This is a genomic window from Cupriavidus sp. GW823-FHT06D04, from assembly GCF_058795055.1.
In genome coordinates this window covers 21,399-47,038 of record NZ_JBXAHL010000039.1, presented here as the reverse complement: position 1 = coordinate 47,038, position 25,640 = coordinate 21,399, and the positions used below count along the sequence as shown (strand labels likewise).

Annotated in this window: 25 protein-coding genes; 18 read left to right on the top strand and 7 right to left on the bottom strand. The window is 66.9% G+C overall.

Annotation, left to right across the window (positions count from 1 at the left end; genetic code table 11):
- Positions 1–61: 61 nt before the first annotated feature.
- From AC1Q7H_RS32530 to AC1Q7H_RS32515, 4 genes are all read left to right on the top strand, one after another.
- Positions 62–748: a LutC/YkgG family protein gene (locus tag AC1Q7H_RS32530; protein WP_013957388.1), complete on the top strand. Its 687-nt coding sequence runs from the start codon at positions 62–64 to the stop codon at positions 746–748.
- Between the two features lie 156 nt (positions 749–904).
- Positions 905–2,329: a sodium:proton antiporter gene (locus AC1Q7H_RS32525; protein WP_211979965.1), complete on the top strand. Its 1,425-nt coding sequence runs from the start codon at positions 905–907 to the stop codon at positions 2,327–2,329.
- Between the two features lie 4 nt (positions 2,330–2,333).
- Complete coding sequence (locus AC1Q7H_RS32520; RefSeq protein WP_492382144.1) at positions 2,334–3,329, top strand: 2-hydroxyacid dehydrogenase; 996 nt, start codon at positions 2,334–2,336, stop codon at positions 3,327–3,329.
- A gap of 24 nt (positions 3,330–3,353) precedes the next feature.
- Entirely contained in the window at positions 3,354–4,841 is a 1,488-nt protein-coding gene (locus AC1Q7H_RS32515) for a DNA recombination protein RmuC (protein ID WP_013957385.1), read from the top strand.
- 80 nt (positions 4,842–4,921) lie between these two features.
- Here AC1Q7H_RS32515 and AC1Q7H_RS32510 read toward each other — a convergent pair whose 3' ends face one another.
- From AC1Q7H_RS32510 to AC1Q7H_RS32490, 5 genes are all read right to left on the bottom strand, one after another.
- Positions 4,922–5,203, bottom strand: coding sequence for a hypothetical protein (locus AC1Q7H_RS32510; protein WP_010814663.1), 282 nt, complete (start codon positions 5,201–5,203; stop codon positions 4,922–4,924).
- A gap of 194 nt (positions 5,204–5,397) precedes the next feature.
- The gene (gene moeA, locus AC1Q7H_RS32505; RefSeq protein WP_114132432.1) at positions 5,398–6,687 is read right to left on the bottom strand and encodes a molybdopterin molybdotransferase MoeA; all 1,290 of its coding nucleotides are present in this window, start codon (positions 6,685–6,687) and stop codon (positions 5,398–5,400) included.
- A gap of 6 nt (positions 6,688–6,693) precedes the next feature.
- Entirely contained in the window at positions 6,694–7,293 is a 600-nt protein-coding gene (gene mobA / locus AC1Q7H_RS32500) for a molybdenum cofactor guanylyltransferase MobA (RefSeq protein ID WP_013957383.1), read from the bottom strand.
- A gap of 20 nt (positions 7,294–7,313) precedes the next feature.
- Complete coding sequence (gene moaA / locus AC1Q7H_RS32495) at positions 7,314–8,438, bottom strand: GTP 3',8-cyclase MoaA (RefSeq protein WP_211979963.1); 1,125 nt, start codon at positions 8,436–8,438, stop codon at positions 7,314–7,316.
- A 220-nt stretch (positions 8,439–8,658) separates the two neighbouring features.
- Positions 8,659–11,772, bottom strand: a complete 3,114-nt coding sequence (locus AC1Q7H_RS32490) for an Rne/Rng family ribonuclease (protein ID WP_492378286.1) — start codon at positions 11,770–11,772, stop codon at positions 8,659–8,661.
- 793 nt (positions 11,773–12,565) lie between these two features.
- Between AC1Q7H_RS32490 and AC1Q7H_RS32485 the strand changes: the two genes are divergently transcribed.
- The 4 genes from AC1Q7H_RS32485 to AC1Q7H_RS32470 all read left to right on the top strand — a co-directional run bounded on the left by AC1Q7H_RS32485 (position 12,566) and on the right by AC1Q7H_RS32470 (position 15,915).
- Entirely contained in the window at positions 12,566–13,570 is a 1,005-nt protein-coding gene (locus AC1Q7H_RS32485; RefSeq protein ID WP_013957380.1) for an RluA family pseudouridine synthase, read from the top strand.
- Between the two features lie 30 nt (positions 13,571–13,600).
- Positions 13,601–14,260, top strand: coding sequence for an HAD-IA family hydrolase (locus tag AC1Q7H_RS32480; RefSeq protein WP_492378287.1), 660 nt, complete (start codon positions 13,601–13,603; stop codon positions 14,258–14,260).
- On the top strand, positions 14,253–14,651 hold the full coding sequence (locus tag AC1Q7H_RS32475; protein ID WP_013957378.1) for a Rieske (2Fe-2S) protein: 399 nt from the start codon (positions 14,253–14,255) through the stop codon (positions 14,649–14,651). Before AC1Q7H_RS32480 ends, AC1Q7H_RS32475 begins: the two co-directional genes overlap by 8 nt.
- Positions 14,652–14,730: 79 nt before the next feature.
- Positions 14,731–15,915 carry a S49 family peptidase gene (locus tag AC1Q7H_RS32470; RefSeq protein WP_013957377.1) on the top strand — a complete coding sequence of 395 codons (1,185 nt, stop codon included), beginning with the start codon at positions 14,731–14,733 and terminating at the stop codon, positions 15,913–15,915.
- A 57-nt stretch (positions 15,916–15,972) separates the two neighbouring features.
- Here AC1Q7H_RS32470 and AC1Q7H_RS32465 read toward each other — a convergent pair whose 3' ends face one another.
- On the bottom strand, positions 15,973–16,704 hold the full coding sequence (locus AC1Q7H_RS32465; RefSeq protein ID WP_492378288.1) for an SAM-dependent methyltransferase: 732 nt from the start codon (positions 16,702–16,704) through the stop codon (positions 15,973–15,975).
- Positions 16,705–16,720: 16 nt separating this feature from the next.
- A complete protein-coding gene (locus AC1Q7H_RS32460) occupies positions 16,721–17,320 on the bottom strand; it encodes a Maf-like protein (protein WP_013957375.1) in 600 nt (199 codons plus the stop codon).
- A 206-nt stretch (positions 17,321–17,526) separates the two neighbouring features.
- Here AC1Q7H_RS32460 and AC1Q7H_RS32455 point away from each other — a divergent pair, with 206 nt between their 5' ends.
- From AC1Q7H_RS32455 to rpoE, 10 genes are all read left to right on the top strand, one after another.
- The gene (locus AC1Q7H_RS32455) at positions 17,527–18,117 is read left to right on the top strand and encodes a DUF177 domain-containing protein (RefSeq protein WP_013957374.1); all 591 of its coding nucleotides are present in this window, start codon (positions 17,527–17,529) and stop codon (positions 18,115–18,117) included.
- Positions 18,118–18,236: 119 nt separating this feature from the next.
- Complete coding sequence (gene rpmF / locus AC1Q7H_RS32450; RefSeq protein ID WP_010814675.1) at positions 18,237–18,416, top strand: 50S ribosomal protein L32; 180 nt, start codon at positions 18,237–18,239, stop codon at positions 18,414–18,416.
- 165 nt (positions 18,417–18,581) lie between these two features.
- Positions 18,582–19,661 (top strand): phosphate acyltransferase PlsX, encoded by a 1,080-nt coding sequence (plsX, locus tag AC1Q7H_RS32445; RefSeq protein WP_013957373.1) that lies wholly within the window; start codon positions 18,582–18,584, stop codon positions 19,659–19,661.
- A gap of 52 nt (positions 19,662–19,713) precedes the next feature.
- Positions 19,714–20,694 carry a beta-ketoacyl-ACP synthase III gene (locus AC1Q7H_RS32440; RefSeq protein ID WP_013957372.1) on the top strand — a complete coding sequence of 327 codons (981 nt, stop codon included), beginning with the start codon at positions 19,714–19,716 and terminating at the stop codon, positions 20,692–20,694.
- Positions 20,695–20,777: 83 nt separating this feature from the next.
- Positions 20,778–21,707: an ACP S-malonyltransferase gene (fabD, locus tag AC1Q7H_RS32435; protein WP_013957371.1), complete on the top strand. Its 930-nt coding sequence runs from the start codon at positions 20,778–20,780 to the stop codon at positions 21,705–21,707.
- Positions 21,708–21,723: 16 nt separating this feature from the next.
- Positions 21,724–22,473 (top strand): 3-oxoacyl-ACP reductase FabG, encoded by a 750-nt coding sequence (fabG, locus tag AC1Q7H_RS32430; protein ID WP_211979961.1) that lies wholly within the window; start codon positions 21,724–21,726, stop codon positions 22,471–22,473.
- Positions 22,474–22,643: 170 nt separating this feature from the next.
- A complete protein-coding gene (gene acpP / locus AC1Q7H_RS32425) occupies positions 22,644–22,883 on the top strand; it encodes an acyl carrier protein (protein ID WP_008644813.1) in 240 nt (79 codons plus the stop codon).
- Between the two features lie 190 nt (positions 22,884–23,073).
- On the top strand, positions 23,074–24,306 hold the full coding sequence (gene fabF, locus AC1Q7H_RS32420; RefSeq protein ID WP_013957369.1) for a beta-ketoacyl-ACP synthase II: 1,233 nt from the start codon (positions 23,074–23,076) through the stop codon (positions 24,304–24,306).
- On the top strand, positions 24,287–24,829 hold the full coding sequence (locus AC1Q7H_RS32415) for a hypothetical protein (protein ID WP_238552996.1): 543 nt from the start codon (positions 24,287–24,289) through the stop codon (positions 24,827–24,829). Before fabF ends, AC1Q7H_RS32415 begins: the two co-directional genes overlap by 20 nt.
- A gap of 111 nt (positions 24,830–24,940) precedes the next feature.
- Positions 24,941–25,540: an RNA polymerase sigma factor RpoE gene (rpoE, locus tag AC1Q7H_RS32410; RefSeq protein ID WP_010814682.1), complete on the top strand. Its 600-nt coding sequence runs from the start codon at positions 24,941–24,943 to the stop codon at positions 25,538–25,540.
- Positions 25,541–25,640: the final 100 nt, after the last annotated feature.

The window sequence follows — 25,640 nt, the reverse complement described above, 5'->3', positions numbered from 1 at the left end:
GGCGCCACTATAATCGGCGCATCGCGCGTTCGCCGCGCTTTGCGACCCCCAGCCAGTCCTTATGGAAACCAACGACGCCCGCGACCGCATCTTTGCCCGCATCCGTGCTGCCCAGGGCAGGCCGACCCGGCCGAGCGCGGGTGAGCGCGAGGCCGTGGCCGACTACCTGTCGCGCCACCCGCAGGGCCCGCGCCCGGCGGTGGCGGCCGACCTGGCCGAGGCCTTCCTGGCCCAGGCGCAGCGCATGGCCTCGACCGTGGACCGCGTGGCGACGATGGACGAGGTGCCCGCCGCCACCGCGCGCTTCCTCGACAGCCTGAACCTGGTCCACCGTGCCGTGGCGTGGGACGCGCTGGGCCCGCTGCCGTGGCAGGCCGCGGGGCTGGCGGTGGAATGCCGCCCGCCGGTGCGCGAGGTCGAGGCCGACCACGATCATGGCGACCTGGTCGGCATTACCGGCTGCTTCTGCGCGATTGCCGAGACCGGCTCGCTGATGCTGCTGTCGGGCCCGGCCACCTTTGCCTCGGCCGCGCTGCTGCCCGAGACCCACGTGGCGGTGGTGCCGCGCTCGCGCATTGTCGCCGGCCTGGAAGACGCCTTTGCGCTGGTGCGCAGCGAGCGCGGCGAACTGCCGCGCGCCACCAATATCATCAGCGGGCCTTCCCGCACGGGCGATATCGAGCAGACCATCGTGCTCGGCGCCCATGGCCCATACCGCGTGCATGTGATCCTGGTCGACGAGGCCTGAAGCCGCGGCTTGCGCCGCACGGAATGCGATGCGCCGCTGATGCAGCAAGGCCTGCGCAAGAGATGCATGAATTACACTTGCACGCTTGCCTGCGTGCCGCGGCTTCGTGCGGGCGGTGCGCCAATGAATGCTGCATTCCCGAGGAGATTCTGCCTGATGCGACGTGCCTCCGTGCTGTTGCCGCTGCTGGCCGCGCTGGCCGCCTTTCCCGCCGTCGGCCATGCCGCGGACCTTGACGGGGCGTCGCTGTCCTCGCTGTGGGGGCTGCCGTTCGCCGGCATCCTGCTGTCGATCGCGGTGTGGCCGCTGGTTGCGCCCAAGTTCTGGCACCACCACTATGGCAAGATCGCCGCGGGCTGGGGGTTGCTGTTCCTGCTGCCGTTCGCGGCAGCGTTCGGCACCCATGCGGCTGTGGCCAGCGCGGTGCACGCGCTGCTGGCGGAGTACATCCCGTTCATCGTTCTGATCGCCTCGCTGTATATCGTGGCCGGTGGCATCTGCGTGCGCGGCAACCTGCACGGCACGCCCGGGCTCAATACCGGCATCCTGGCGCTGGGCACGCTGCTGGCCAGCTTCATGGGCACCACCGGCGCGGCCATGCTGCTGATCCGGCCGCTGCTGCGTGCCAATGACAACCGCCGCCACGTGGCGCACGTGGTGGTGTTCTTTATCTTCCTGGTGGCCAATGCCGGCGGCTCGCTGACGCCGCTGGGCGATCCGCCGCTGTTCCTGGGCTTCCTGAAGGGCGTGGACTTCTTCTGGACCATGCGCAACATCTTCCCGGAGACGGTCTTTATTTGCGTGGTGCTGCTGGCGCTGTTCTACCTGCTCGACCGTCACTACTACCACAACAAGGAAGAGGAACTGCCGCCGCGCAGCGACCCCACGCCGGACTCGGGCGGCATCGCCATCGAAGGGAAGTTCAACTTCGTGCTGCTGCTGGCCGTGATCGGCCTGGTGCTGATGAGCGGGCTGTGGAAGCCGGGCATCTCGTTCGACATCCTGGGCACCGAGGTGCCGCTGCAGGCCGCGGTGCGCGATGCGCTCCTGGTGGTGGTGGCGGTAGTGTCGCTGCTGGTGACGCCGCAGACGGCGCGCGCCGGCAATGAATTCAACTGGGAGCCGATCCTGGAAGTCGGCAAGCTCTTTGCCGGCATCTTCCTGACCATCATTCCAGTCATCGCCATGCTCAAGGCCGGCACCGACGGCGCCTTCTCCGGCGTGATCCGCGCGGTCAGCGACAGCAACGGCCAGCCGGTCGACAGCATGTACTTCTGGGCCACCGGCCTGCTGTCCTCGTTCCTGGACAACGCGCCGACCTACCTGGTGTTCTTCAACACCGCCGGTGGCGACGCGGCCACGCTGATGACGCGCGATGCCTCGACGCTGGCCGCGATCTCGGCCGGGGCCGTGTTCATGGGCGCCAATACCTATATCGGCAATGCTCCCAACCTGATGGTCAAAGCCATTGCCGAGAACCGCGGCGTGCGCATGCCGAGCTTCTTCGGCTACATGCTGTACTCGGGCATCTTCCTGATGCCGCTGTTCGTCATCATGACCTTCCTTTTCTTCCGAGTTTGATGCCATGAAGCCGTCTGTCCTGGTCACCCGCGCCATCTATCCCGAAGTCATTGCGCACCTGGCGCAGTATTTCGATGTCGACGACAACCAGCAGGACGCGGTGCTGGACGCCGCCGCGCTGAAGGCGCGCCTGGCGGGCAAGGCCGGCGTGCTGGCCAACGCTGCCGACCGCATCGACGGCGACGTGGTCGCCGGGCTGCCGGCGCTGCGTGCGGTGTGCAATATGGCGGTCGGCTACAACAACCTGGACGTGCCGGCGCTGACAGCCGCCGGCATCGTCGCCACCAATACGCCGGACGTGCTGACCGAAACAACCGCCGACTTCGGCTGGGCCCTGCTGATGGCCACCGCGCGCCGCGTGACCGAGGCCGAGCACTACCTGCGCGCCGGCAAGTGGCAGCGCTGGAGCTACGACATGCTGGTCGGCATGGACCTGTACGGCAGCACGCTGGGCATCCTCGGCATGGGCCGCATCGGCCAGGCGCTGGCGCGCCGCGCGAGCGGGTTTGGCATGAGCGTGCTGTACCACAACCGCAGCCAGCTGCCGGCGGACACCGAGCGCGCGCTCAACGCGCGCTATGTCAGCAAGGAAGACCTTTTGCGCCAGTCCGACCACCTGCTGCTGGTGCTGCCCTATGGCCCGCAGAGCCACCATGCCATCGGCGCGGCCGAGTTGGCGCTGATGAAGCCGACCGCGACGCTGGTGAACCTGGCGCGCGGCGGCATCGTCGACGACGCCGCGCTGGCGCAGGCGCTACGTGACAAGCGCATCTTCGGCGCCGGCCTGGATGTGTTCGAGGGCGAGCCCGGTGTTCATCCGGACCTGCTGACGGTGCCCAACGTCGTGCTCACGCCGCATATCGCCAGCGCGTCCGAGAAGACCCGCCGTGCGATGGCGATGCTGGCCGCCGACAACCTGATCGCCGTGCTCGACCAGGGCCCGCAGGCCGGCCATCCGTCCACCGTGATCAACCCCGACGTCATGTCGCGGCGCCGCTAAGCCTGCCATCCACCTGTTTCCTGCATGACCCTGATTCCGTTCCTGACGCTGGCCGTGGCGCTGCTCGCGGTCGCCCTGCTGGTTATCGTACTGCTGCGCCAGCAGGCTGCCTCGCCGGGGGCCGAGCTTGGCCGGCAACTGACCGACATGCGCGCGGAAAGCGCGCGCGGCATGGAGCGGCTGGAGCGCGAGGTGCGCACCGAAGTGGCCGGGGCCGCGCGCGGCAACCGCGACGAGTCGGCGCAGCAGATGCTGCGCTTCCAGCAGGCGCTGTCGTCGCAGCTGACCGGCATCGCCACGCTGCAGAACAACCAGATCGACACCTTCGCGCAGCAACTGGCCAAGCTGACCGAGACCAATACCCAGCAGCTCGAGCAGGTGCGCCAGCACATGATGCTGCAGGGCCAGCAGGCGCGCGACGAGCAGGCCGGCACGCTGCGCCGCTTCGGCGACGGGCTGCAGCAGCAGCTGGCGCAGATGTCCGAAGCCAACGAGCGGCGCCTGGCCGAAGTGCGCGCCACGCTGGAGAAGAAGCTGCAGGACATCGAGGCCAACAACGCCGCCAAGCTGGAGGAAATGCGCCGCACCGTCGACGAGAAGCTGCACGCCACGCTGGAGCAGCGCCTGGGCGAATCCTTCCGGCTGGTGTCGGACCGGCTCGAGCAGGTGCACCGCGGCCTGGGCGAGATGCAGGTGCTGGCGCAGGGCGTGGGCGACCTGAAGAAGGTGCTGACCAATGTGAAGTCGCGTGGCACCTGGGGCGAAGTCCAGCTGGAAATGCTGCTGGAGCAGATGCTGACGCCGGAGCAGTACGGCAAGAATGTCGAGACCGTGCGCAACTCGGGCGCGCGGGTGGAGTTCGCCATCCGGCTGCCGGGCAAGGCGGCGGGTGGCGACAATGCGCCGGTCTGGCTGCCGGTCGACGCCAAGTTTCCCAAGGAACAGTACGAGCGCCTGGTGGACGCGCAGGAGCGGGGCGACCCGGACGGCGTGCTCGCTTTCGGCCGCGAACTGGAAGTGGCCCTGCGGCGCGAGGCCCAGACCATCGCCGAGAAATACCTGTCGCCGCCCCAGACCACGGATTTCGCCATCCTGTTCCTGCCGACCGAGGGTTTGTATGCTGAAGTGCTGCGGCGCCCGGGCCTGACCGACCTGCTGCAGCGCGACTACCGCGTGACCGTGGCCGGGCCGACCACGCTGACCGCGCTGCTGAACAGCCTGCAGATGGGCTTCCGCACGCTGGCGCTGGAAAAGCGTTCAAGCGAGGTGTGGGAGGTGCTGGGCGCGGTCAAGACCGAGTTCGGCAAGTTTGGCGACGTGCTGGCCAAGACGCGCGATACGCTGGAACGCGCCGCGCGCAATATCGAGCAGGCTGAAGTGCGCACGCGCCAGATGGCGCGCAAGCTGCGCACGGTGGAAGCGCTGCCGGGCGAGGCCGCGCAGCAGGTGCTTGGCCTCAATGCCGCAGAAGCGGCGGACGCGCCGGAGGCCGCCGAAGACAACGGCGGCTGAACGCGCGGCAGGGAAGGCTCAGGGCAAGCCCCCGAAGGGGGCTGCCGGATTTGCTGCCGGCCTGGGCGCCGGCGCGCGGCTCAGCGCTCGTCTTCGGGCGCCAGTTCGCGCACGTGGACTTCAATGCCGCCGAAACGGGCGGCCACCCAGTTGTAGGCCTTGCAGGCCAGCCACAGCAGGCCGAAACCGATCAGCGCATTCAGGATGATTGCGCTGAAGACCGTGATGGCGGGCAGGTCACCGTAGCGGACGAAGGTGACAAACAGGCCCAGCGACACGATCGGCAGCGAGAAGCACAGGTAGACCAGCACCAGCGCGCGGGCGGTCTTGACGGGGTGGAGGTAGGCGATCTCCTGATTCATGACGGGGGATACTCGAATGGTTCTGAATCGTGCGCCAAGTGTAGCGATTGGTCGATGCCAAGCATAGCCCGCCGTCGGCGGGGGCAGGCGAAAGCCCCGTGCCGGCAGTGCTACGGCCGCAAATGTGCGGCACAAAAACGACACATTGCTACCGGCGTGTGGCAAGCGCTTGCGTGCAGCTCCTGCCGGTCCGGCTAGACCAGTCCGTCGAACAGCATCACCTCGACCGCATCGCCGGCCTTGACCGAGTCTTGTTCGTGGCCGAGCACGATAAAGCAGTTGGCCTCGCTCATCGAGCGCAGCACGCCCGAGCCCTGCTGGCCGGTAATGCGCACTTCCCACTGGCCGTCGCCGGCGCGCGCCAGGATGCCGCGCTGGTACTCGGTGCGGCCGGGCTTCTTGCGGATGGCTTGCGCGCTGCGCACGCGCAGCAGTGGTAGCGGTGCCACGCTGGCGCCCATCAGCCGCTGCAGCGCGGCGCGCACGAAGTGGTAGAAGGTCACCATCACCGCCACCGGGTTGCCCGGCAGCCCGAACAGCAGCGCGTCGCGGCCGTTGGAATTGATGCGGCCGAAGGCCATCGGCCGGCCCGGGCGCATCGCGATCTTCCAGAACGTGACATCACCCAGGCGCGCCATGATCTGCTTGGTGTAGTCGGCCTCGCCGACCGAGACGCCACCGGAGGTGATGACCGCGTCGGCGGTCTCGCAGGCGGTGCGGAAGGCGGCTTCGAGCGCGTCGGGGTCGTCGCGCACCACGCCCATGTCGAGCAGGTCGACGTTCATCCGGCGCAGCATGCCGTGCAGCGTGTAGCGGTTGGAGTCGTAGACGCAGCCGGGATCGAGCGGCTCGCCGATCGAGCGCAGCTCGTCGCCGGTGGAGAAGAACGCCACGCGCAGGCGCCGGCGCACGCGCACCTCGGCCACGCCCAGCGAGGCCAGCAGGCCCAGGTCGGCGGGTTGGAGGATGCGCCCGGCCTGCAGCGCGGCCTGGCCGCGCGCCAGGTCTTCGCCGCGCAGGCGCCGGTTGTCGCCGGTGCGCACGCAGTCGGCGGCAAAGCGGATGCGCGCGCCGTCGTCCACGGCTTCCACGAATTCCTGCGGCACCACGGTGTCGCAGCCGGCCGGCATCACCGCGCCGGTCATGATGCGCACCGCCTGCGCCGCCGTGGGCGCCAGCGCGCCGGCACCTCCGGCGAAGGCGCTGCCGATGACTTCCAGCTCGACTGTGGCGGTCTGCGCGGCAGCCAGCGCGGCGCCCTGGAAGGCATAGCCGTCCATCGCCGAGTTGTCATGCGCCGGCACGTCGATGGCCGATACGATGTCCTCGGCCAGCACGCGGTCCAGGGCGCTGCGGATCGGCAACTGCTCGACGCCGCGCACCGGCTCGACCACCTCGCCGATGATGCGGTTGGCCTGGTCCACCGGCAGGGCGGCGGGGTCGTAGTCGGAAAGGCAGGAGATGACGGATTGCAGGGTGGGCATGGTGGCTCAGCGCGTTTCGTGCGTGCGCAGTTCGTCCAGGGTGTTGATATTGGCAAAGGCCGCGGCGTCGTCGAACAGCACTTCGGCCAGCCGGTGCGAGGCGGCCCAGGTCTCGATCTTGCGGCCGCCGCCGGAAAGATAAGCCACCAGGCTGTCGAGCGCACTGACCGGCATCAGGCAGAACACAGGTTGGGTCTGGCGCCGGCCGTCCTGGTCCAGCGTGACGGGGATCGCCAGGTCCGCGCCTTCGGTCTCGATTGCCTGCGCCAGGCGTGCCACCAGGTCGGTCGGCAAGAACGGCGAATCGCAGGGCGCGGTCACCATCCACGGCGTGGCGCATTGCTCCAGGCCGGCCAGCATCCCCGCGAGCGGGCCGGCGAAGTCGGGCACGGAATCGGTGTAGACCGGCACGCCGAAGGACTCATAGGCGGCGAGGTTGCGGTTGGCATTGATCATCAGCCCGCCCACCTGGGGGGTAAGGCGCATCATCGTGTGCATGGCCATCGGCGTGCCGTGCAGCGGCTGCAGGCCCTTGTCGGTGCCGCCCATGCGGCTGCCCCTGCCGCCTGCGAGGATCAGGCCGGTGATGTCGTCGCGTGCAATCATGGATTGTGTGTGCGGCGGGGTCAGCCGCCGATATAGGACATCTCGATCTTGCGCTCGGCACGCTTGGCGCGCACCGTCGGGTCGCTGCGCTGCTCGGAATAATTGTCGGTGCGGCCCTGCCACACCTGCGCAATCGCATTGGAGATTTCCAGGTCGCTGTAGCCGCCGCGCAGCAGCGCGCGCAGGTCGAAGCCCTCGGTCGCGAACAGGCACAGGTAGAGCCGGCCTTCGGTGGACAGCCGGATGCGGCTGCAGTCGCCGCAGAAGGCGTGGGTGACGCTGGAGATCACGCCGATCTCGCCGCTGCCGTCGCGGTAGCGCCAGCGTTCGGCGGTTTCGCCGGAGTAGTTGGCCTGCACCGGTTCGAGCGGAAATTCCGCATCGATGCGCTTCACCACCTCGGAGGACGGCAGCACTTCATCCATCTGCCAGTGGTTGCTGGCGCCCACGTCCATGAACTCGATAAAGCGCAGGATGATGCCGCTGTGGCGGAAGTGGCGCGCCATCGGCACGATTTCCTGGTCGTTGGTGCCGTGCTTGACCACCATGTTGACCTTGATCGGCGCCAGTCCCACGGCCTGCGCGGTCTCGATGCCGTGCAGCACGTCGGCGACGGCGAAGTCCACGTCGTTCATGCGGCGGAAGGTGGCGTCGTCGATCGCGTCCAGGCTGACGCTGACGCGCGTCAGTCCGGCGTCGCGCAGCGCGCGCGCCTTGCGCGCCAGTAGCGAGGCGTTGGTGGTGAGCGTCAGGTCCAGCGGCTTGCCCGAGACGGTCTCGATCTTCGCCAGCATCTCCACCAGGTGCTCGATGTTCTTGCGCAGCAGCGGCTCGCCGCCGGTCAGGCGGATCTTCTCGACGCCGTGGGCGACGAACAGGCGCGCGGTGCGCTCGATCTCCTCGAAGCTCAGCAACTCGGAATGCGGCAGGAAGGTGTAGTCCTTGTCGAAGACTTCCTTCGGCATGCAGTAGACGCAGCGGAAGTTGCAGCGGTCCGTCACCGAGATGCGCAGGTCATGCAGCGGCCGGCCGCGGGTGTCTGCCACCAGGCCGGTGGGGGCAGCCAGCTTGCCGGGAATGCTGGGCGTCATCGAGCGGTAGCGATGGTCGCGCAGGTCGAAAATCGGAATGACGGATTCGGTCATGGCCTGTGGGTGGGCACGGCGTCCGGGGAGCGGCATGGCGGCGTGGCCAAATCAGGGGCGCTCGAGGGCCGGATGCCTTCTGCTGCCATTCTAGCCGAGGCGGGGGCGGGGCACCCGCATCCCCCGGTGATGGCGGGGATTCATCCGGCCGGCTGCCCATGAAAAAAGGGGACGGCGTGGCCGTCCCCTTCTTGCTTTGGCTGCGGTGCAGCGGCAATGCTTACTGCTGCGATGCCATCTCCACTTCGCGGCCACCGGTTTCCACCAGGATCATCGGGCCGTGGGGCAGCGGCGGCAGCGCCTTGCGCTCGCGCTGCACGCGCGGGGCGGGCGCCATGCGGGCGGCGGCTTCCTGGGCCGAACGCAGCTTGTCGCTGTCGGTATGGACCCATTGCAGGCCGGCGGTGGCCAGCATCGGTTCCAGGTTCTCCAGTGCTGCCGGGGTGGCCGACGCCGCCGGTGCGGCCGGCGCTGCAGCAACCACCGGGGCTGCAGGGGCGGACACCTCGGCCGGTGCGGCTTCGGCCACAGGGGCGGCGACCGGTGCAGCGGCAGGTGCCGGCACGACCGGAGCCGCTTCGACGGCCACGCTTGCGGTGGTTTCGACGATCGCTTCGGCGGCAACGGCTTCTGTGACGGCAACGGCTACCGGGGCAGCTTGCTGGGGCACGGGCTCGGCAGCCGGCGCGGTCAGCGGGGCGGCCTCGGCGACCGGCGCGGGCGCCACGTCTTCCGGCACGGCGATGCGGATCGCTTCGACGGCCTCGGCTGCGGCGGCCACGGCCACGGCAGCTTGCGGTGCGGGCTCGGCCGGCACGGCGGCTTCAGCGCGCACCGGGGCAACGCCTTCGGCAGCGGCGGCTTCTTCGTCGCCTTCGCCTTCACCTTCACCCTGCGCACCTTGCGCCGACTCGTCGCGCTCACGGCGATAGCGGTTGCGGCCACGGCGGTTGCGGCGACGGCGCTCTTCGCCCTCAGCGGTCTCGGCGGCGCTCTCGGCACCTTCCGGCAGCTCGGCGCGGACGGCTTGCGTCTCTTCGGTCACGGCCTGGGGCAGCACGCCCAGGGCCTGGGCGGCGGCGATGGCTTCCGGCTGCGGTGCTTCACCGGCTTCGGCTTCTCGCAGTTCACTGCGTTCGCGCTGGCGTTCACGCTGGCGCTCGCGGCGTTCCTGGTTGCGGTCGCGGCGGCCTTCCTGACGGCCCTCCACGCGTTCGCCCTGGGCACGCTCGGCTTGCACGGCCTCGCCCTGGCGGGCCAGGGCCGGGGTGGCCTGGCCTTCACCTTGCTGGCGCGGCTGGCGGCCCTGGCGTTCGCCACGGCCCTCGCGTTGCTCGCCGCGCTCGGCACCCTGGCGCTCACCACGTTCCGCGCGCTCGGCACGGTCGCCGCGCTGGCCACGGCCCTGGCGCTCGCCACGCTCACCACGTTCCGTGCGCTCACCACGTTCGGCGCGGTCGCCACGCTCACCACGCTGGCCGCGGCCTTCGCCGCGCTGGCCGCGCTCGCGCCGGCCTTCGGCGCTACGGGTCTCGGTTGCAGCTGCCGGCTTGGCCGGCTCCACCACCGGCGGGGTCGCCGGACGGGCACCGAACAGGCCCTTCAGCCAGGCGATAAAGCCGCCGCTGACCACCGGCTGGGTGGCCGGCACGGGCGGGGCGACCGGGGCTTCCGGCTTGGGCGCGCGCTCGGGGCGCGGCACCGATACCGGCGCCGGCTGTTCCGGGGTGATGCCCTTGACCGCGGCTTCCTGGCGCGGCTTGGCTTCTTCCTTGCGGCGGCTGCTGTAGCTGGTGTCGGCTTCCAGTTCCTTGGCGGCAGCCTCGGCCATGCGGTAGCTGGCGGTGCTCTCTTCCAGGCGCGGGTCGTCGTGGCGCAGGCGCTCCAGCTTGTAGTGCGGCGTTTCCAGGTGCTTGTTGGGGATCAGCAGCACATTGACCTTGAAGCGCAGCTCGATCAGGTTGATTTCCTGGCGCTTCTCGTTCAGCAGGAAGGCGGCTACCTCCACCGGCACCTGGCAGTGGATGGCGGCGGTGTTTTCCTTCATCGCCTCTTCCTGAATGATGCGCAGCACCTGCAGGGCGGACGATTCGGTATCGCGGATATGGCCGGTGCCGTTGCAGCGCGGGCAAGTGATGTGCGAGCCCTCCGACAGCGACGGACGCAGGCGCTGGCGCGACAGCTCCATCAGGCCGAAGCGGCTGATCTTGCCCATCTGCACGCGCGCGCGGTCGTGGCGCAGCGCGTCCTTCAGGCGCGTTTCCACGTCCTTCTGGGCCTTGCCCGACTCCATGTCGATGAAGTCGATCACGATCAGGCCGCCCAGGTCGCGCAGGCGCAGCTGGCGGGCGATCTCGTCGGCGGCCTCGAGGTTGGTGCGCAGCGCGGTTTCCTCGATGTCGGCGCCCTTGGTGGCGCGGGCCGAGTTCACGTCCACGGAGACCAGCGCCTCGGTGTGGTCGATCACGATGGCGCCGCCAGAGGGCAGCATCACCATGCGCGAGTAGGCCGACTCGATCTGGTGTTCGATCTGGAAGCGCGAGAAGAGCGGCACGTCGTCCCGGTACTTCTTCACGCGGTTCATGTTGTCAGGCATCACCACGCTCATGAAGGCGCGGGCCTGTTCGTAGATCTCGTCGGTATCGATCAGGATCTCGCCGATATCCGGCTGGAAGTAATCGCGGATGGCGCGGATGACCAGGCTCGATTCCAGGTAGATCAGCAGCGGAGCCTTGTTGTCGCCGGCGGCGCCGTCGATGGCCTTCCACAGTTGCAGCAGGTAGTTCAGGTCCCACTGCAGTTCCTCGGCCGAGCGGCCGATGCCGGCGGTCCGGGCGATGATGCTCATGCCTTCCGGCACGGTCAGCTGCGCCATGGTTTCACGCAGTTCCTGCCGGTCCTCGCCCTCGATGCGGCGCGACACTCCGCCGCCGCGCGGGTTGTTGGGCATCAGCACCAGGTAGCGGCCGGCCAGCGAGATAAAGGTGGTCAGGGCCGCGCCCTTGTTGCCGCGCTCTTCCTTCTCGACCTGGACGATCAGTTCCTGGCCTTCATGCAGGGCATCCTGGATGCGCGCGTTGCGCACGTCGATGCCTTCCTTGAAGAAGGCGCGGGCTACTTCCTTGAACGGCAGGAAGCCGTGGCGCTCTTCGCCGTAGTTGACGAAGCAGGCTTCCAGCGAGGGTTCGATGCGGGTGATGACACCCTTGTAGATGTTGCCCTTGCGCTGTTCGCGCCCGGCAGTCTCGATGTCGATATCGATCAGTTTCTGACCGTCGACAATGGCGACGCGCAATTCTTCCTGTTGCGTCGCGTTGAACAGCATGCGTTTCATCGCAATACCTCACTCCAGTGTCGCGGGTGGCACCGTCTGGGCGGTGTCCGCGGCGATCTATGGAGCACGCGAGGGAGCGAGCGAGGCGCGAGAATTGCCGGAAAGCGCCGCTGCGCGGGATAGGCGAGCGGCTGGGCGCGGGTGAAAGAGAGCGATGACGTCGGGGTAACGTCCGCGGGGCAGGAGAGAACACCGGAGGCTGCTCTTGCGCAGACATCCGGCGCGTTCCCGTGCCGGAGGCGATGCTGAACGCCGGCGCAACCGGCGCCGGCGGCATCGCGGCCGGCCGCGGAAGGCCTAGACGCGTCAAAGAGCAAATTTTTCGGACACGGCATGGTTGCCGTTGCTGCCTGACTGCTCCTGGCGGGCGCACCTACTACTTCTTGGAATTCTGCGACCGGGCGCCGGTATTTCCAGTCAGGCGGCAGGCTAACCTGCCGGCCGGCACCGTTTCCCGGTGCGGGCAGGACTTCTCTCACCGAAGCGGATGCCGGCAGTGGCATCCGCCTTTAAATTCTGTTTTACCTGAACACTCAGTTCCCACGTCACCGCCTGCCTCGCCGAAGCCTCCTTTGGGCGACTTCCTGCATGCCGGCGGCACCGTGCGTGCTGCTTCTTACTGCCATTTGCCCGTCTGGCGCTTGGCGGAACGCAAAGTTGCGGGAGACGGGCGGGGTTGGCGGCAACCCCAAGTGTAGAATGCGAAAAATCCAAGAAAACTCGAAGATCAATCGCTTACACAGGTCTTGCGCTGCCGGCCACAAGCCGGGACAGCGAGGAAATTATATTGAAAATGAATGAGTTACGCCATCAAATTGAAAAGGCTGCCGAAGCTGCGCCGGCCAGCCCACAGGTGGCGTATGTCACGATTGACGAAGGCTCGGAAGGTCAGCGCATTGACAACTTCCTGCTGAAGGTGGCCAAGGGCGTGCCCAAGAGCCATATCTACCGGGTGCTGCGTTCGGGTGAAGTTCGCGTCAATAAGGGCCGGATCGATGCCACTTATCGCCTGCAGTCGGGTGATGTCGTGCGCATTCCGCCAATGCGGGTGGCGAATTCGGCGCAATCGGACAATGCCCAGCATGTGCCAGCGGGCGAATTCCCGGTGCTGTTTGAGGACGCCCAGCTGCTGGTGATCAACAAGCCGGCCGGCGTGGCCGTGCACGGCGGCTCGGGCGTGGCCTTCGGTGTGATCGAGCAATTGCGCCGGTCCCGGCCCCAGGCCAAGTTCCTGGAACTGGTGCACCGGCTCGATCGCGAGACCTCCGGCATCCTGGTGCTGGCCAAGAAGCGCTCGGCGTTGGTCCACCTGCACGAGCAGATTCGCGGCAGCGCGATGGACAAGCGCTATTTCGCCTGCGTGGCCGGCGAATTCCCGAACGCGCGCCAGCATGTGAAGCTGCCTCTATATAAGTACAGCACGCCGGACGGCGAGCGCCGGGTGCGGGTGCAGGCCGACGGGCTGGCCTCGCACACCGTGTTCAACCGGGTCGAGGCCTTCCAGGGCTTCACCCTGCTGGAGGCCGAGCTGAAGACTGGCCGTACCCACCAGATCCGCGTTCACCTGGCCCACTCGGGCTTCCCGATTGTCGGGGACGAAAAATATGGCGACTTCTCGCTGAACAAGGCGCTGGCGCGTTCCGGTGCCAAGCCGGGCCTCAAACGCATGTTCCTGCACGCCCACCGGCTGGTGTTTATCCACCCGGCCACGGGCGAGCCGCTGGCGGTGGAAGCGCCGCTGCCCGACGAGTGCGTCGGATTCCTGCAACAATTGCGTGAACTGCATGCCCCGGAGTAGGGTAGTGCATCAAACGCCACAAGGACTTCCATGGCCAGGCAACAATTTGACCTGATCGTTTTCGACTGGGACGGGACGCTGATGGACTCGACCCCGACCATCGCCAAGTGCATCCAGCTTGCCAGCCGCGACCTGGGCCTGCCGGTGCCGGATGACAGGGCCGCCAGCCACGTGATCGGGCTGGGCCTGAAGGATGCGCTGTCTTACGCGGTGCCGACGCTGGACCCCGCCGACTACCCGCGCCTGGCCGAACGCTACCGCTACCACTTCCTCGCTCGCGACGCCGACCTGGTGCTGTTCGACGGCGTGCGCGAAATGCTGGAGACCCTGCGCGGCGAACACTATTTTCTTGGCGTGGCCACCGGCAAGACCCGCGTCGGCTTGCAGCGCGCGCTGGCCGCGAGCGGCCTGACCCGCCTGTTCGACGCCACGCGCTGTGCCGACGAAACCTTCTCCAAGCCACACCCGGCCATGCTGCACGAGCTGACCCGCGAGCTGGGCCAGGACGTGGAGCGCACGGTGATGGTCGGCGACACCACCCATGACCTGCAGATGGCGGCCAATGCCGGCGCCAAGGGGATTGGCGTGTGCTATGGTGCACATCCCGCAGATTCGCTGCGCGCGATGGCGCCGCTGCATTGCGCGACCTCCATCCCCGACCTGACCGACTGGCTGCTTGCCCATGCCTGAGGCAGCGGCCGGCCAGGCACCGGTGCGGCTGTGCGCTGCCGCGGACCTGGAGGAAGGCGGCCTGGGCGTGCGCTTCTCGGTGGCGCTGGACCAGCGCGAGATCGGCGCCTTCGTGGTGCGTTTCGACGGCGCCGCGCACGGTTACCTGAACCAGTGCGCCCATGTGCCGATGGAGCTGGACTGGCAGGAAGGCCGGTTCTTCGATACCTCAGGCCTATACTTGATGTGCGCCACACATGGCGCGGTTTATGCGCCGGACAGCGGCGAGTGCGTCGGCGGTCCCTGCCGCGGTGCATCGCTGGCCAAGCTGCGCATCGAGGAGCGCGACGGCCACGTCTACTGGTTGCCGGAAGCGCCATACCGGATCGCTGCGCGCATGGACGGTGCCTGAATGACGGGTAGGGCCGGCGGTCGGGCCGGCCGTTGTATTTCCAGGCCTGGGTTGCCAGGCGTTTCCACGAGCGATTTGCATGACAGAACAACAGAAGCCGCCATCGGGTGAATCGGGTCAGCCGGACGAGCACAAGCCAGCCGGCGAGGGTGAGCCGCGCGAAGGGGCGCCCCAGGCGGAGTCCGAGCGCCTGGTCACCGCACCGCGCGCCGACTACCCACTGGAAGACGAATTGCGCGCCGGCGACGACGCGGCAAGGCGTGAAGCGCGCGAGCGCGAGGCGCGCATGGCCGGTGCCACCGCGGGGCCCCCGGTTGGCAGCGGCACCGGCTGGGAGCGCGATCTGCTGGAAAAAGTGCTGACCGCATCGCTGCGCGAGCAGCGCGCGGCACGGCGCTGGCGCATCTTCTTCCGATTTGTCGGGCTGGCGTTGCTGGGGCTGCTCCTGGTCGCGGTGTTCGACTTCAAGGGCGATGGCACCATCGGCACCGGGGGCCGCCATACGGCCATGGTCACGCTGGAGGGCGAGATCGCCGCGGGCACCCCGGCCAGCGCGGAGTCGATCAATGCCTCGCTGCAGGCGGCGTTTGCTGACAGCAATGCCGCCGGCGTGATCCTGAAGATCAACTCGCCGGGCGGATCGCCGGTGCAGGCGGGCATCATCAACGATGAGATCCAGCGGCTGCGCAAGCTTCATCCGTCCAAGCCGTTCTATGTGGTGGTGGAAGAGATCTGCGCCTCGGGCGGCTATTACGTGGCCGCGGCGGCCGACAAGATCTATGTCGACAAGGCCAGCATCGTGGGCTCGATCGGCGTCCTGATGGATGGTTTTGGCTTTACCGGGCTGATGGACAAGCTGGGCGTGGAGCGCCGGCTGTACACCTCGGGCGCCAACAAGGGCATGCTGGACCCGTTCTCGCCGCAGGTGCCCAAGCAGAAGGCCTTTGCTGAAGCCATGCTCAAGCAGATCCACCAGCAGTTCATCGACGTGGTCAAGGAAGGGCGCGGCGACCGGCTCAAGGATGATCCGGAGCTGTTCTCCGGCCTGTTCTGGTCGGGTGAGCGCGCCATAGAGCTGGGCCTGGCCGACGGGCTGGGTAGTGCCGACTATGTCGCGCGCGATGTGCTCAAGGCCGCGGACATCGTCGACTACACCGTCAAGGAAAACATCGCCGAGCGCGTGGCCAAGCGCTTTGGCGCGGCAGTGGGCTCAGCGGCGATGAAGACCATGCTGTGGAGCAACCGCATGCAGGGCATGCACTGAGCCTGGATGGTGCTGCGGCAATGACAAAGGGGGCGTTCGCGCCCCCTTTGTCATTGCTTACATGGCCAGTAGCGAGAAGATCGCCGGGCGCTTGTGCAGGTCGATCCGCTCGGGACGCCAGTCTGACAGCGGCAGCGTGACGATGGTCTCGCCCGGCAGGGTCAGGTCCACGGCCACGGACAGCAGCGTGGTGCCGGCGCAGTGCTGGCGCATGGCTTCCAGCAGCGCCGCATTGCGGTAGGGCGTTTCGATGAACACCTGGGTCTGGCTGGACTTGCGCGAGCGCTGCTCCAGCTCACGCAGGCGCTGCGCGCGCTCGCCGGCATCGACCGGCAGGTAGCCGTTGAAGGCAAAGCTCTGGCCGTTCAGGCCCGAGCCCATCACCGCCAGCAGGATCGAGCTGGGCCCGACCAGCGGCCGCACGCGGATGTGGCGCGCATGGGCCAGCCGTACCAGGTCGGCGCCGGGGTCGGCCACCGCCGGCACGCCGGCCTCGGACAGTAGGCCGCCGTCTCGGCCGGCTTCGAGCGGGACAAGTAGCGCGGCCAGGGCGTCGGCGCGCGTGTTGACGTTCAGCTCGCGGATCTCGATCTGCTGGATCGGGCGCGCCAGCGGCGTGGTCTCGCCCAGCTTCTTCAGGAAGGCGCGCGCGGTCTTGGCGTTCTCGGCGACGAGGTAATCGAGGTTGGCCGCGACCTGCTGCACGCCGGCCGGGATCACGTCGGCCAGTGGGTCGGCTTCGTCGCGCTTGCCGAGGGTATTGGGGATCAGGTAAAGAGTGCCGCTCATCGTGGGCTCGTGCGGGTCATGCGGAAAGAAGAGGGTAGCCGGCCTGGCGCAGCATGCCGGTCAGCGCGATCAGCGGCAGGCCGACCAGTGCGGTCGGGTCGTCCGACTCGACGCGTTCCAGCAGCGTGATGCCCAGGCCTTCGGACTTGGCGCTGCCGGCCACGTCGTAGGGGCGCTCCAGCTGCAGGTAGGTTTCGATTTCAGCGTCGGTCAGGTCGCGCATGGTCACGCGGGTCTGCACGTCGGCCAACTGCACGGTGCCGGTGCGTGCGTCCAGCAGGCACAGGGCCGAGTGGAAGGTGGCGGTGCGCCCGCGCATGCGGCGCAGTTGCGCCACGGCTTTCTCGTGCGTGCCGGGCTTGCCCATCTGTTCGCCGTCCAGGGTCAGCACCTGGTCCGAGCCGATCACCAGCACGCCCGGATGGCGTGCGGCAATGGCTTCGGCCTTGCGCTGTGACAGGCGCAGCGCGGTGGCTTCGGGCGCTTCGCCGGCAAGCGGTGTTTCGTCGATGTCGGGCACGGCCACCTCGAACGGAATGCGCAGGCGCGCCAGCAATTCGCGGCGGTAGGGCGAGCCGGAGCCAAGGATCAGGCTTGGGCGGGGGTCTGGGGACATAAGTAATGGAATCGGAACAGGAAGCGAAACAGTAAAAGGTGCGGCCCGCGTTGCAAGACCTTTGACCTCGGCACGGTTTACGTCGTACAATCGCGCGTTTAGCCGCATCCGCACCCGGGCGCAGTGCCGCCAATGTGCGCGGCCCGTAGTCCGACAGGCGTGGAATGTGGTGAACCAGTCATTGTATAGCGACCGGAGCCACGCACATGACCCAGCCGATTGACCTGCGCGCGCTTGATCTCTTCGCCTTGTGCCGGAAGGGTGAAAGCCTGGCCGGCGACGTGGCGGTGCGGGATTTGCCGCGCATCTTAGCCGAGACCGCCGCGCAAGCGCCAGCCTCGGCACCCGATGAGACGTTTGCCTATACGGCCACTGGCTTCATGCGTGAAGAGGCGGCCGAGCCGGGCGCCCCGGTGGCGCGGCGGCTGTTTCTCGACGTGACCGTGCAGGGCCGGATATGGCTGGATTGCCAGCGCTGCCTGGCCCCCTATGCCGAGCCGATCGATACGGCAACGCGTTTCGAGGTGGTGGAGAGCGAGGAAGCGGCCGACGCCGCGCCGATGGACGACGACGAAGTCGACGTGATCGCCGGCTCGAAGCATTTCTCGCTGCTGGACCTGATTGAAGATGAAGTGCTGCTGGCGTTGCCGGTGGCCCCCAAGCATGACGTCTGCCCGACGGTGCACGAAAGCCTCGTGACCGGTTCGGACGGCGAGGCGCAGCCAGAGGCTGAGCCTGAGGAAGAAAAGCGACCTTCGCCCTTTGCGGCGCTGGCCGGCCTGAAGACCAAGCATTGATGCCGCCGACAGGCGGTGCGCAAGGTCTTGCAGGTGAATCTGAAGCATCCGGCCGGGCCCCGGCTACGCCTTGGGCGGGATGCGTGTGTTAATATTGAAAAATTCTCGAAGGAGTCATCATGGCTGTTCAACAGAACAAGAAGTCGCCGTCCAAGCGCGGCATGCACCGTTCGCACGATCACCTGTCGGCCGCGCCGCTGGCAGTTGAGCCGACCACCGGCGAAACCCACCTGCGTCACCACGTCAGCCCGAACGGCTACTACCGTGGCCGCAAGGTCATCAAGACCAAGAACGACTGATAGCTTCGTTCGGCGTGACGTTGCGTCTCGCTCGCGCATGCCTGTAGGTCGGACACTAAAAGGTCAGAGACAAAAAAGCGGCAAGATCGTTGCCGCTTTTTTGTTGGGCGCTCGGATTTCCCGCCGGGCGTGGCGTGCGCCGCCGCGCTATCCGTACCAGGAACAATGACGATCAAAATCGCTATCGACTGCATGGGCGGCGATCACGGAGTCTCCGTGACGGTGCCTGCGGCGATCAGTTTTCTATCCCGCCACGACGACGCCGAGATGGTGCTGGTCGGCTTGCCCGACCCCATCCGGACGCAGCTGAAGAAGCTTCACGCGCTGGACCATCCGCGCGTGACTATCGTCGAGGCCACCGAGGTCATCACCATGGATGACCCGGTCGAGGTGGCGCTGCGCAAGAAGAGGGATTCCTCGATGCGCGTCGCCGTCACGCAGGTCAAGGAAGGCCTGGCCGGTGCCTGCATTTCCGCCGGCAATACCGGCGCGCTGATGGCGGTGTCGCGCTATGTGCTTAAGACGCTCGAAGGCATCGAGCGGCCGGCCATCGCCACCACCATCCCGAACGAGCAAGGCTGGGGCACCACTGTGCTGGACCTGGGCGCCAATGCCGACTGCGAGCCCGAGCACCTGCTGCAGTTCGCGCGCATGGCCGAAGCCATGGTGGCCGTGGTCGACCACAAGGACCACCCCACGGTGGGCCTGCTGAACATCGGCGAGGAAGTCATCAAGGGCAATGAGGTGGTCAAGCGTGCGGGTGAACTGCTGCGCGCCTCGGAGCTGAACTTCTACGGCAACGTGGAAGGCAACGACATCTTCAAGGGCACTACCGACATCGTGGTCTGCGACGGCTTTGTCGGCAACGTGGCACTCAAGAGCACCGAGGGCCTGGCCAAGATGATCGGCAGTATGATCAAGGAAGAATTCACCCGCTCGTGGTTCACCAAGCTGCTGGCCGCAGTCGCCATGCCGGTGCTGTCGCGCCTGGCCAGGCGGCTTGACCCGGCGCGCTACAACGGCGCCTCGCTGCTTGGGCTGCGCGGGCTGGTGATCAAGAGCCACGGCTCGGCCGATGCCCATTCTTTTGAGTGGGCCATCAAACGCGGGTATGATGCCGCCAAGAATGGCGTGATCGCCCGCATTACCCGGGCTTTTGCCGATAAATCCAGCGCCGCAGGCGCTGCACAGCCCGCCCCGGAGACAGAGGTGCCTGGCGCGCATCCCAGCCCCCACGTCGCCTGAGCGCCACGCGCGCCGGTCGAGGGTGCCTGCGGGCCATACGATCCGACAAAACATGACCAAGTACGCAAAAATCATCGGTACCGGGAGCTACCTGCCTCCGCGGCGCGTGACCAACCATGACCTGGCCGCGCAGCTTGCCGAAAAGGGCATCGAGACCAGCGACGACTGGATCGTCTCGCGCAGCGGCATTTCGGCACGCCACTGGGCCGAGCCGGATGTGACCAGCAGCGATCTCGCGGTCAAGGCTGCCGAGCAGGCCATCGAGGCTGCCGGCATCGACCGCCAGAGCATCGACCTGATCATCGTCGCCACCTCGACGCCGGACTTTGTGTTCCCCAGCACGGCCTGCATCGTGCAGGAAAAGCTGGGTATCACCAACCACTGCCCGGCCTTCGACCTGCAGGCGGTGTGCTCGGGCTTCGTGTACGCGCTGGCCACGGCCGACAAGTTCATCCGCAGCGGCTCGCACCGCAACGTGCTGGTGATCGGCACCGAGGTGTTCTCGCGCATCCTGGACTTCAACGACCGCACCACCTGCGTGCTGTTCGGCGACGGTGCCGGCGCCGTGCTGCTGTCGGCCTCCGAGGAGCCGGGGATCCTGTCCACCGCGATGCACTCGGACGGCAGGCATGTCGATATCCTGTGCGTGCCGGGCAACGTCGCCGGCGGCAACATCACCGGCAACCCGTTCCTGCACATGGACGGCCAGGCTGTGTTCAAGCTGGCTGTGAATGTGCTGGACAAGGTCGCGCGCGAAGCCATGGAGGCTGCCAGCCTGACGCCGGACCAGGTTGACTGGCTGATTCCGCACCAGGCCAATATCCGCATCATGCAGGGCACGGCGAAGAAGCTGGGCCTGCCGGCGGAGCGCATGGTCGCCACCGTGCATGAGCACGGCAACACCTCGGCCGCGTCGATCCCGCTGGCGCTGGACGTCGCGGTGCGCGACGGCCGCATCCGCCCGGGCCAGACCGTGCTGATGGAAGGCGTGGGCGGCGGCTTCACCTGGGGCGCGGTGCTGCTGCGCATGTGATTCGCGGCCGGTGCCATGGCATGCCGCGCATGCAGGACATGCCGCGGCGCCGGCCACCCGTTTCTTGTTAGGGTTCCATTCCGATGAAATTCGCTTTCGTATTTCCCGGCCAGGGTTCGCAGTCGGTCGGCATGCTCAATGCCTTCGCCGATAACGCCGTGGTGCGCGCTACCGTGGAAGAAGCCTCGGCCGCGCTCGGCCAGGACCTCGGTCGCCTGATCGCCGAAGGCCCCGCCGAAGAGCTGAACCTGACCACCAACACGCAGCCGGTGATGCTGACCGCCGCCGTGGCGGTCTACCGTGCCTGGCTGGACGCCGGTGGCCCGGCGCCGGCGCTGGTTGCCGGCCACAGCCTGGGCGAGTACTCGGCGCTGGTGGCTGCGGGCGTGATCCCGTTTGCCGATGCGGTGCCGCTGGTGCGCTTCCGCGCGCAAGCCATGCAGGAAGCCGTGCCGGTGGGCGAGGGCGCCATGGCCGCGATCCTGGGCCTGTCCGATGACGACGTGCGCGCCGCTTGCGCCGAGGCATCGGCCGCGGGCGTGGTCGAGGCCGTGAACTTCAACGCGCCGTCGCAGGTGGTGATCGCCGGCCACAAGGCCGCGGTCGAGAAGGCCTGCGAAATCGCCAAGGGCAAGGGCGCCAAGCGCGCGCTGCCGCTGCCGGTGTCGGCGCCGTTCCACTCGTCGCTGCTCAAGCCCGCTTCTGACCGCCTGCGCGAGCGCATGGCCGGCCTGGCTTTCTCGGCGCCGTCGATCCCGCTGGTGAACAACGTCGACGTCGCCATCGTCAATGATCCGGACGCGATCAAGGACGCCCTGGTGCGCCAGGCCGCAGCGCCGGTGCGCTGGGTCGAGTGCGTGCAGAAGATGGCCGCCGAAGGCATCACGCACGTGATCGAATGCGGCCCCGGCAAGGTGCTGGCCGGCATGACCAAGCGCATCGACGGCAACCTGACCGGCGGCGCGATCTTCGATCCGGCCTCGCTGCAAGACACGCTGGCGCTGCTGAAGTAAGCAAGAGGACATCCGCATGACCAAACTTCTCGACAACCAGGTTGCGCTGGTCACTGGCGCCTCGCGCGGCATCGGCCGCGCCATCGCGCTGGAACTGGCCCGCCAGGGCGCCACCGTGATCGGCACCGCCACCAGCGAAGCCGGCGCGGCCGGCATCACCGATTACCTCGGCGTCGATGGCCTGAAGGGCAAGGGCGCCGTGCTCAACGTCAATGACGCGGCCGCTTGCGACGCGCTCATCGACGAGATCGTCAAGACCCACGGCGGCATCGGCGTGCTGGTCAACAATGCCGGCATCACGCAGGACCAGCTGGCGATGCGCATGAAGGACGAGGACTGGCTGGCCGTGATTCAGACCAACCTGACCTCGGTGTTCCGCCTGTCGCGCGCGGTGCTGCGCCCGATGATGAAGGCCCGCCAGGGCCGCATCATCAATATCACTTCGGTGGTGGGCTCGGTCGGCAACCCCGGCCAGATGAACTACTCTGCTGCCAAGGCGGGCGTGGCGGGCATGACCCGCTCGCTGGCCGCGGAAATCGGCAGCCGCAACGTGACCGTGAACTGTGTCGCGCCGGGCTTTATCGACACCGACATGACCAAGGCGCTGTCCGAAGAGCAGCATGCTTCTCTCAAGACACAGATCCCGCTGGGTCGCCTTGGCCAGCCGGAGGATATCGCCAACGCGGTGGCCTTCCTGGCTGGTCCGCAAGCCGCTTACATTACCGGCACTACGCTGCATGTGAACGGCGGGATGTACATGAACTAATGGGTTTTTGGTTGGCTGGTTTCGGGGAAGAAGCCCGAAGAAGCCGCCTGAAGTAGTAGTTTTCCGAACCAAACGGGCGCGATTCTTGCAAAGCTTGGCAGGCGGCATTTCTGTCGCCTCAAACCTGCTAAAATGCGCCCACTTTTTGTCGAACTTCCCTGGAGGGTTACATGGACAATATCGAACAACGCGTCAAGAAAATCGTGGCAGAACAGCTTGGCGTGGCCGAGGCAGACATCAAGAACGAATCGTCGTTCGTGAACGATCTCGGTGCGGACTCGCTGGACACGGTTGAACTCGTGATGGCGTTGGAAGATGAATTCGGCATGGAAATTCCTGATGAGGAAGCCGAAAAGATCACGACCGTGCAACAGGCTATCGACTACGCCACCGCGCACGTCAAGGCCTAAGCCCGTCGTCTCTGCATTCCGAGCCACAGAAGGCAGGTGGGCGGGCCGTTGCGGCCGCGCCTTGCTGTTTTCTGTGGCTTTCGTCTGTTTGAAGAAGCAGAATGGAATGTGCTTCGCCGTGCGGCCCGCAAGGCCGGCGGCGGGTTGATCTCCGTTCCGTTCCCGTTTCACGCACCCGTAGGAAAACATAGTGAGCCGTCGTCGCGTCGTCGTCACTGGGCTTGGCCTTGTGTCTCCGGTCGGAAACACGGTTGCCGAAGGCTGGGCCAACCTGGTTGCCGGCAAGTCCGGCATCGCCACCATCACCAAATTCGATCACTCCGCGCTTTCCGTGCACTTTGCCGGTGAAGTGAAGGGTTTCAATGCCGAGGACTACATCCCCGCCAAGGAAGCCCGCGCGATGGATACCTTTATCCATTTCGGCATTGCAGCCGGCACGCAGGCGCTGAAGGACAGCGGCCTGGAAGTGACCGACGCCAATGCCGAGCGCATCGGCGTGCTGGTCGGTTCGGGCATCGGCGGGCTGCCGTTGATCGAAGAAACCCACGCCGTGCTGACCGAGCGTGGTCCGCGCCGGATTTCGCCGTTCTTCGTGCCGGGATCGATCATCAACATGATCGCGGGCCACCTGTCGATCATCCACGGCATCAAGGGCCCGAACCTGGCTGCCGTGACCGCTTGCACGACCGGCCTGCACAGCATTGGCCTGGCCGCCCGCCTGATCCAGGCCGGCGATGCCGACGCCATGCTGGCGGGCGGTGCCGAGTCGACCGTGTCGCCGCTGGGCATCGGCGGTTTCGCCGCTGCGCGTGCGCTGTCGACGCGCAATGACGATCCGGCGGCCGCTTCGCGTCCGTGGGACAAGGACCGCGACGGCTTCGTGCTGGGCGAAGGCGCGGGGGTGATGATGCTGGAGGAGTACGAGTCGGCCAAGGCGCGCGGCGCGCGCATCTATGCCGAGCTGATCGGCTTTGGCATGAGCGGCGACGCCTATCACATGACCGCGCCGAACATGGACGGCCCGCGCCGTTGCATGGTCAATGCGCTCAAGGACGCCGGCATCAATACCGACCAGGTGCACTACCTGAACGCCCACGGCACGTCCACGCCGCTGGGCGACAAGAACGAATCCGATGCGATCAAGGCCGCATTCGGCGAGCAGGCCTACAAGATGGTGGTGAACTCGACCAAGTCGATGACCGGCCATCTGCTGGGCGGTGCCGGCGGCCTGGAATCGGTCTTCACCGTGCTGGCGCTGCACAACCAGGTGTCGCCGCCGACGATCAACCTCGACAACCAGGATCCCGAGTGCGACCTGGACTACGTGGCCAACACGGCGCGCGAGATGAAGATCGACGTCGCGGTGAAGAACAACTTCGGTTTCGGTGGCACCAACGGCACGCTTGTTTTCCGCCGCGCCTGATCCGTGGTTGAGGCGGGCCCTTCGCGGGCTGCGCCAGGGCAGGGTCCACCCGTTGTGGGCCCTGTTCATGTTTTGTGCCGGCGAAACGCTGGCGCTCGCGCTGCTGGCGCGGACGCTGGCCGATGTGGTGGCCGGCAGTCAGTCTGGTTTCCATTGGGGGCATGCCGCCATGGCGCTGGGACTCACGCTTGCCGCCACGGCGACGGTGCGTGCCTGGCTGGCGTGGTGGCGCGGCCTGCGCTGGCACTGCACCGCGGTGCTGCACGCCCCCGACGGCAAGGAGCCATTGCGGATCCGCCTGCAAGGGCCGGGCGGTGCCCGGCACGAGGCTGTGGTCAGGCAATGCTGGCAGGCCGGGGGCGCCGTTGTCGTGCGCCTGGTCCCCGGAGCGCCCGGGATGCCGGGCGCCATATTTCTTCCCTGGCAGGCGGGTTCGCCCGAGTTGGTGCGGCGGTTGCAACGCGCCGCCAGAGTTGCACTGCGGGTGCAACCTGATATGCCGGCAGGGGAACGATTTTGTTAGCTTACGGTCACAGGATGCGCGTTGCTTCACCGGGCGGGCTTAGAATCGTAGGTAAAATACAACGTTTGTCGTGACGACCAAACCAAGAGATACACTGCAGGTGAGCCATACGTGAGCGAACGCGAAGCCGATCAGCTCCTAGTTGAACGCGTCCAGCAGGGCGACAAGCGGGCCTTTGAACTTCTGGTGACCAAATACCATCGGAAGATCATTCGCCTGATTTCGCGCCTGGTCAGGGACCCCGCTGAGGTTGAGGATGTGGCGCAGGATGCCTTTATCAAGGCATACCGCGCCTTGCCCCAGTTCCGCGGGGAGTCGGCCTTCTATACGTGGCTGTACCGGATCGCCGTCAACACGGCCAAGAACTACCTGGCCACCCAGGGCCGCCGCCCGGAAGCGTCCAGCGATATCGATGCAGAAGAGGCTGAAACTTTTGCGGACGGTGAGCAACTAAGGGATATCAATACGCCGGAATCGATGCTTCACACGCGCCAGGTCGCCGAGACGGTGAACCGCGCCATGGAGGCCCTTCCGGAGGAATTGCGAACCGCCATCACGCTGCGCGAGATCGAGGGCCTCAGCTATGAGGAGATCGCCGAAGCGATGGGATGTCCGATCGGGACGGTGCGTTCGCGGATCTTCCGGGCGCGCGAGGCGATTGCCGAGAAATTGCGTCCGCTGCTGGGAACGGCAGAGGGCAAGCGGTGGTAGTAGTCGGGTAGTCGAGAAGAATGTCGTGCGGCCAGCGTTGCAGCGTATTCCTGCATCGATAAGCGACAGAAGTGACGGGATTATCGGTGTTCAATGGAAT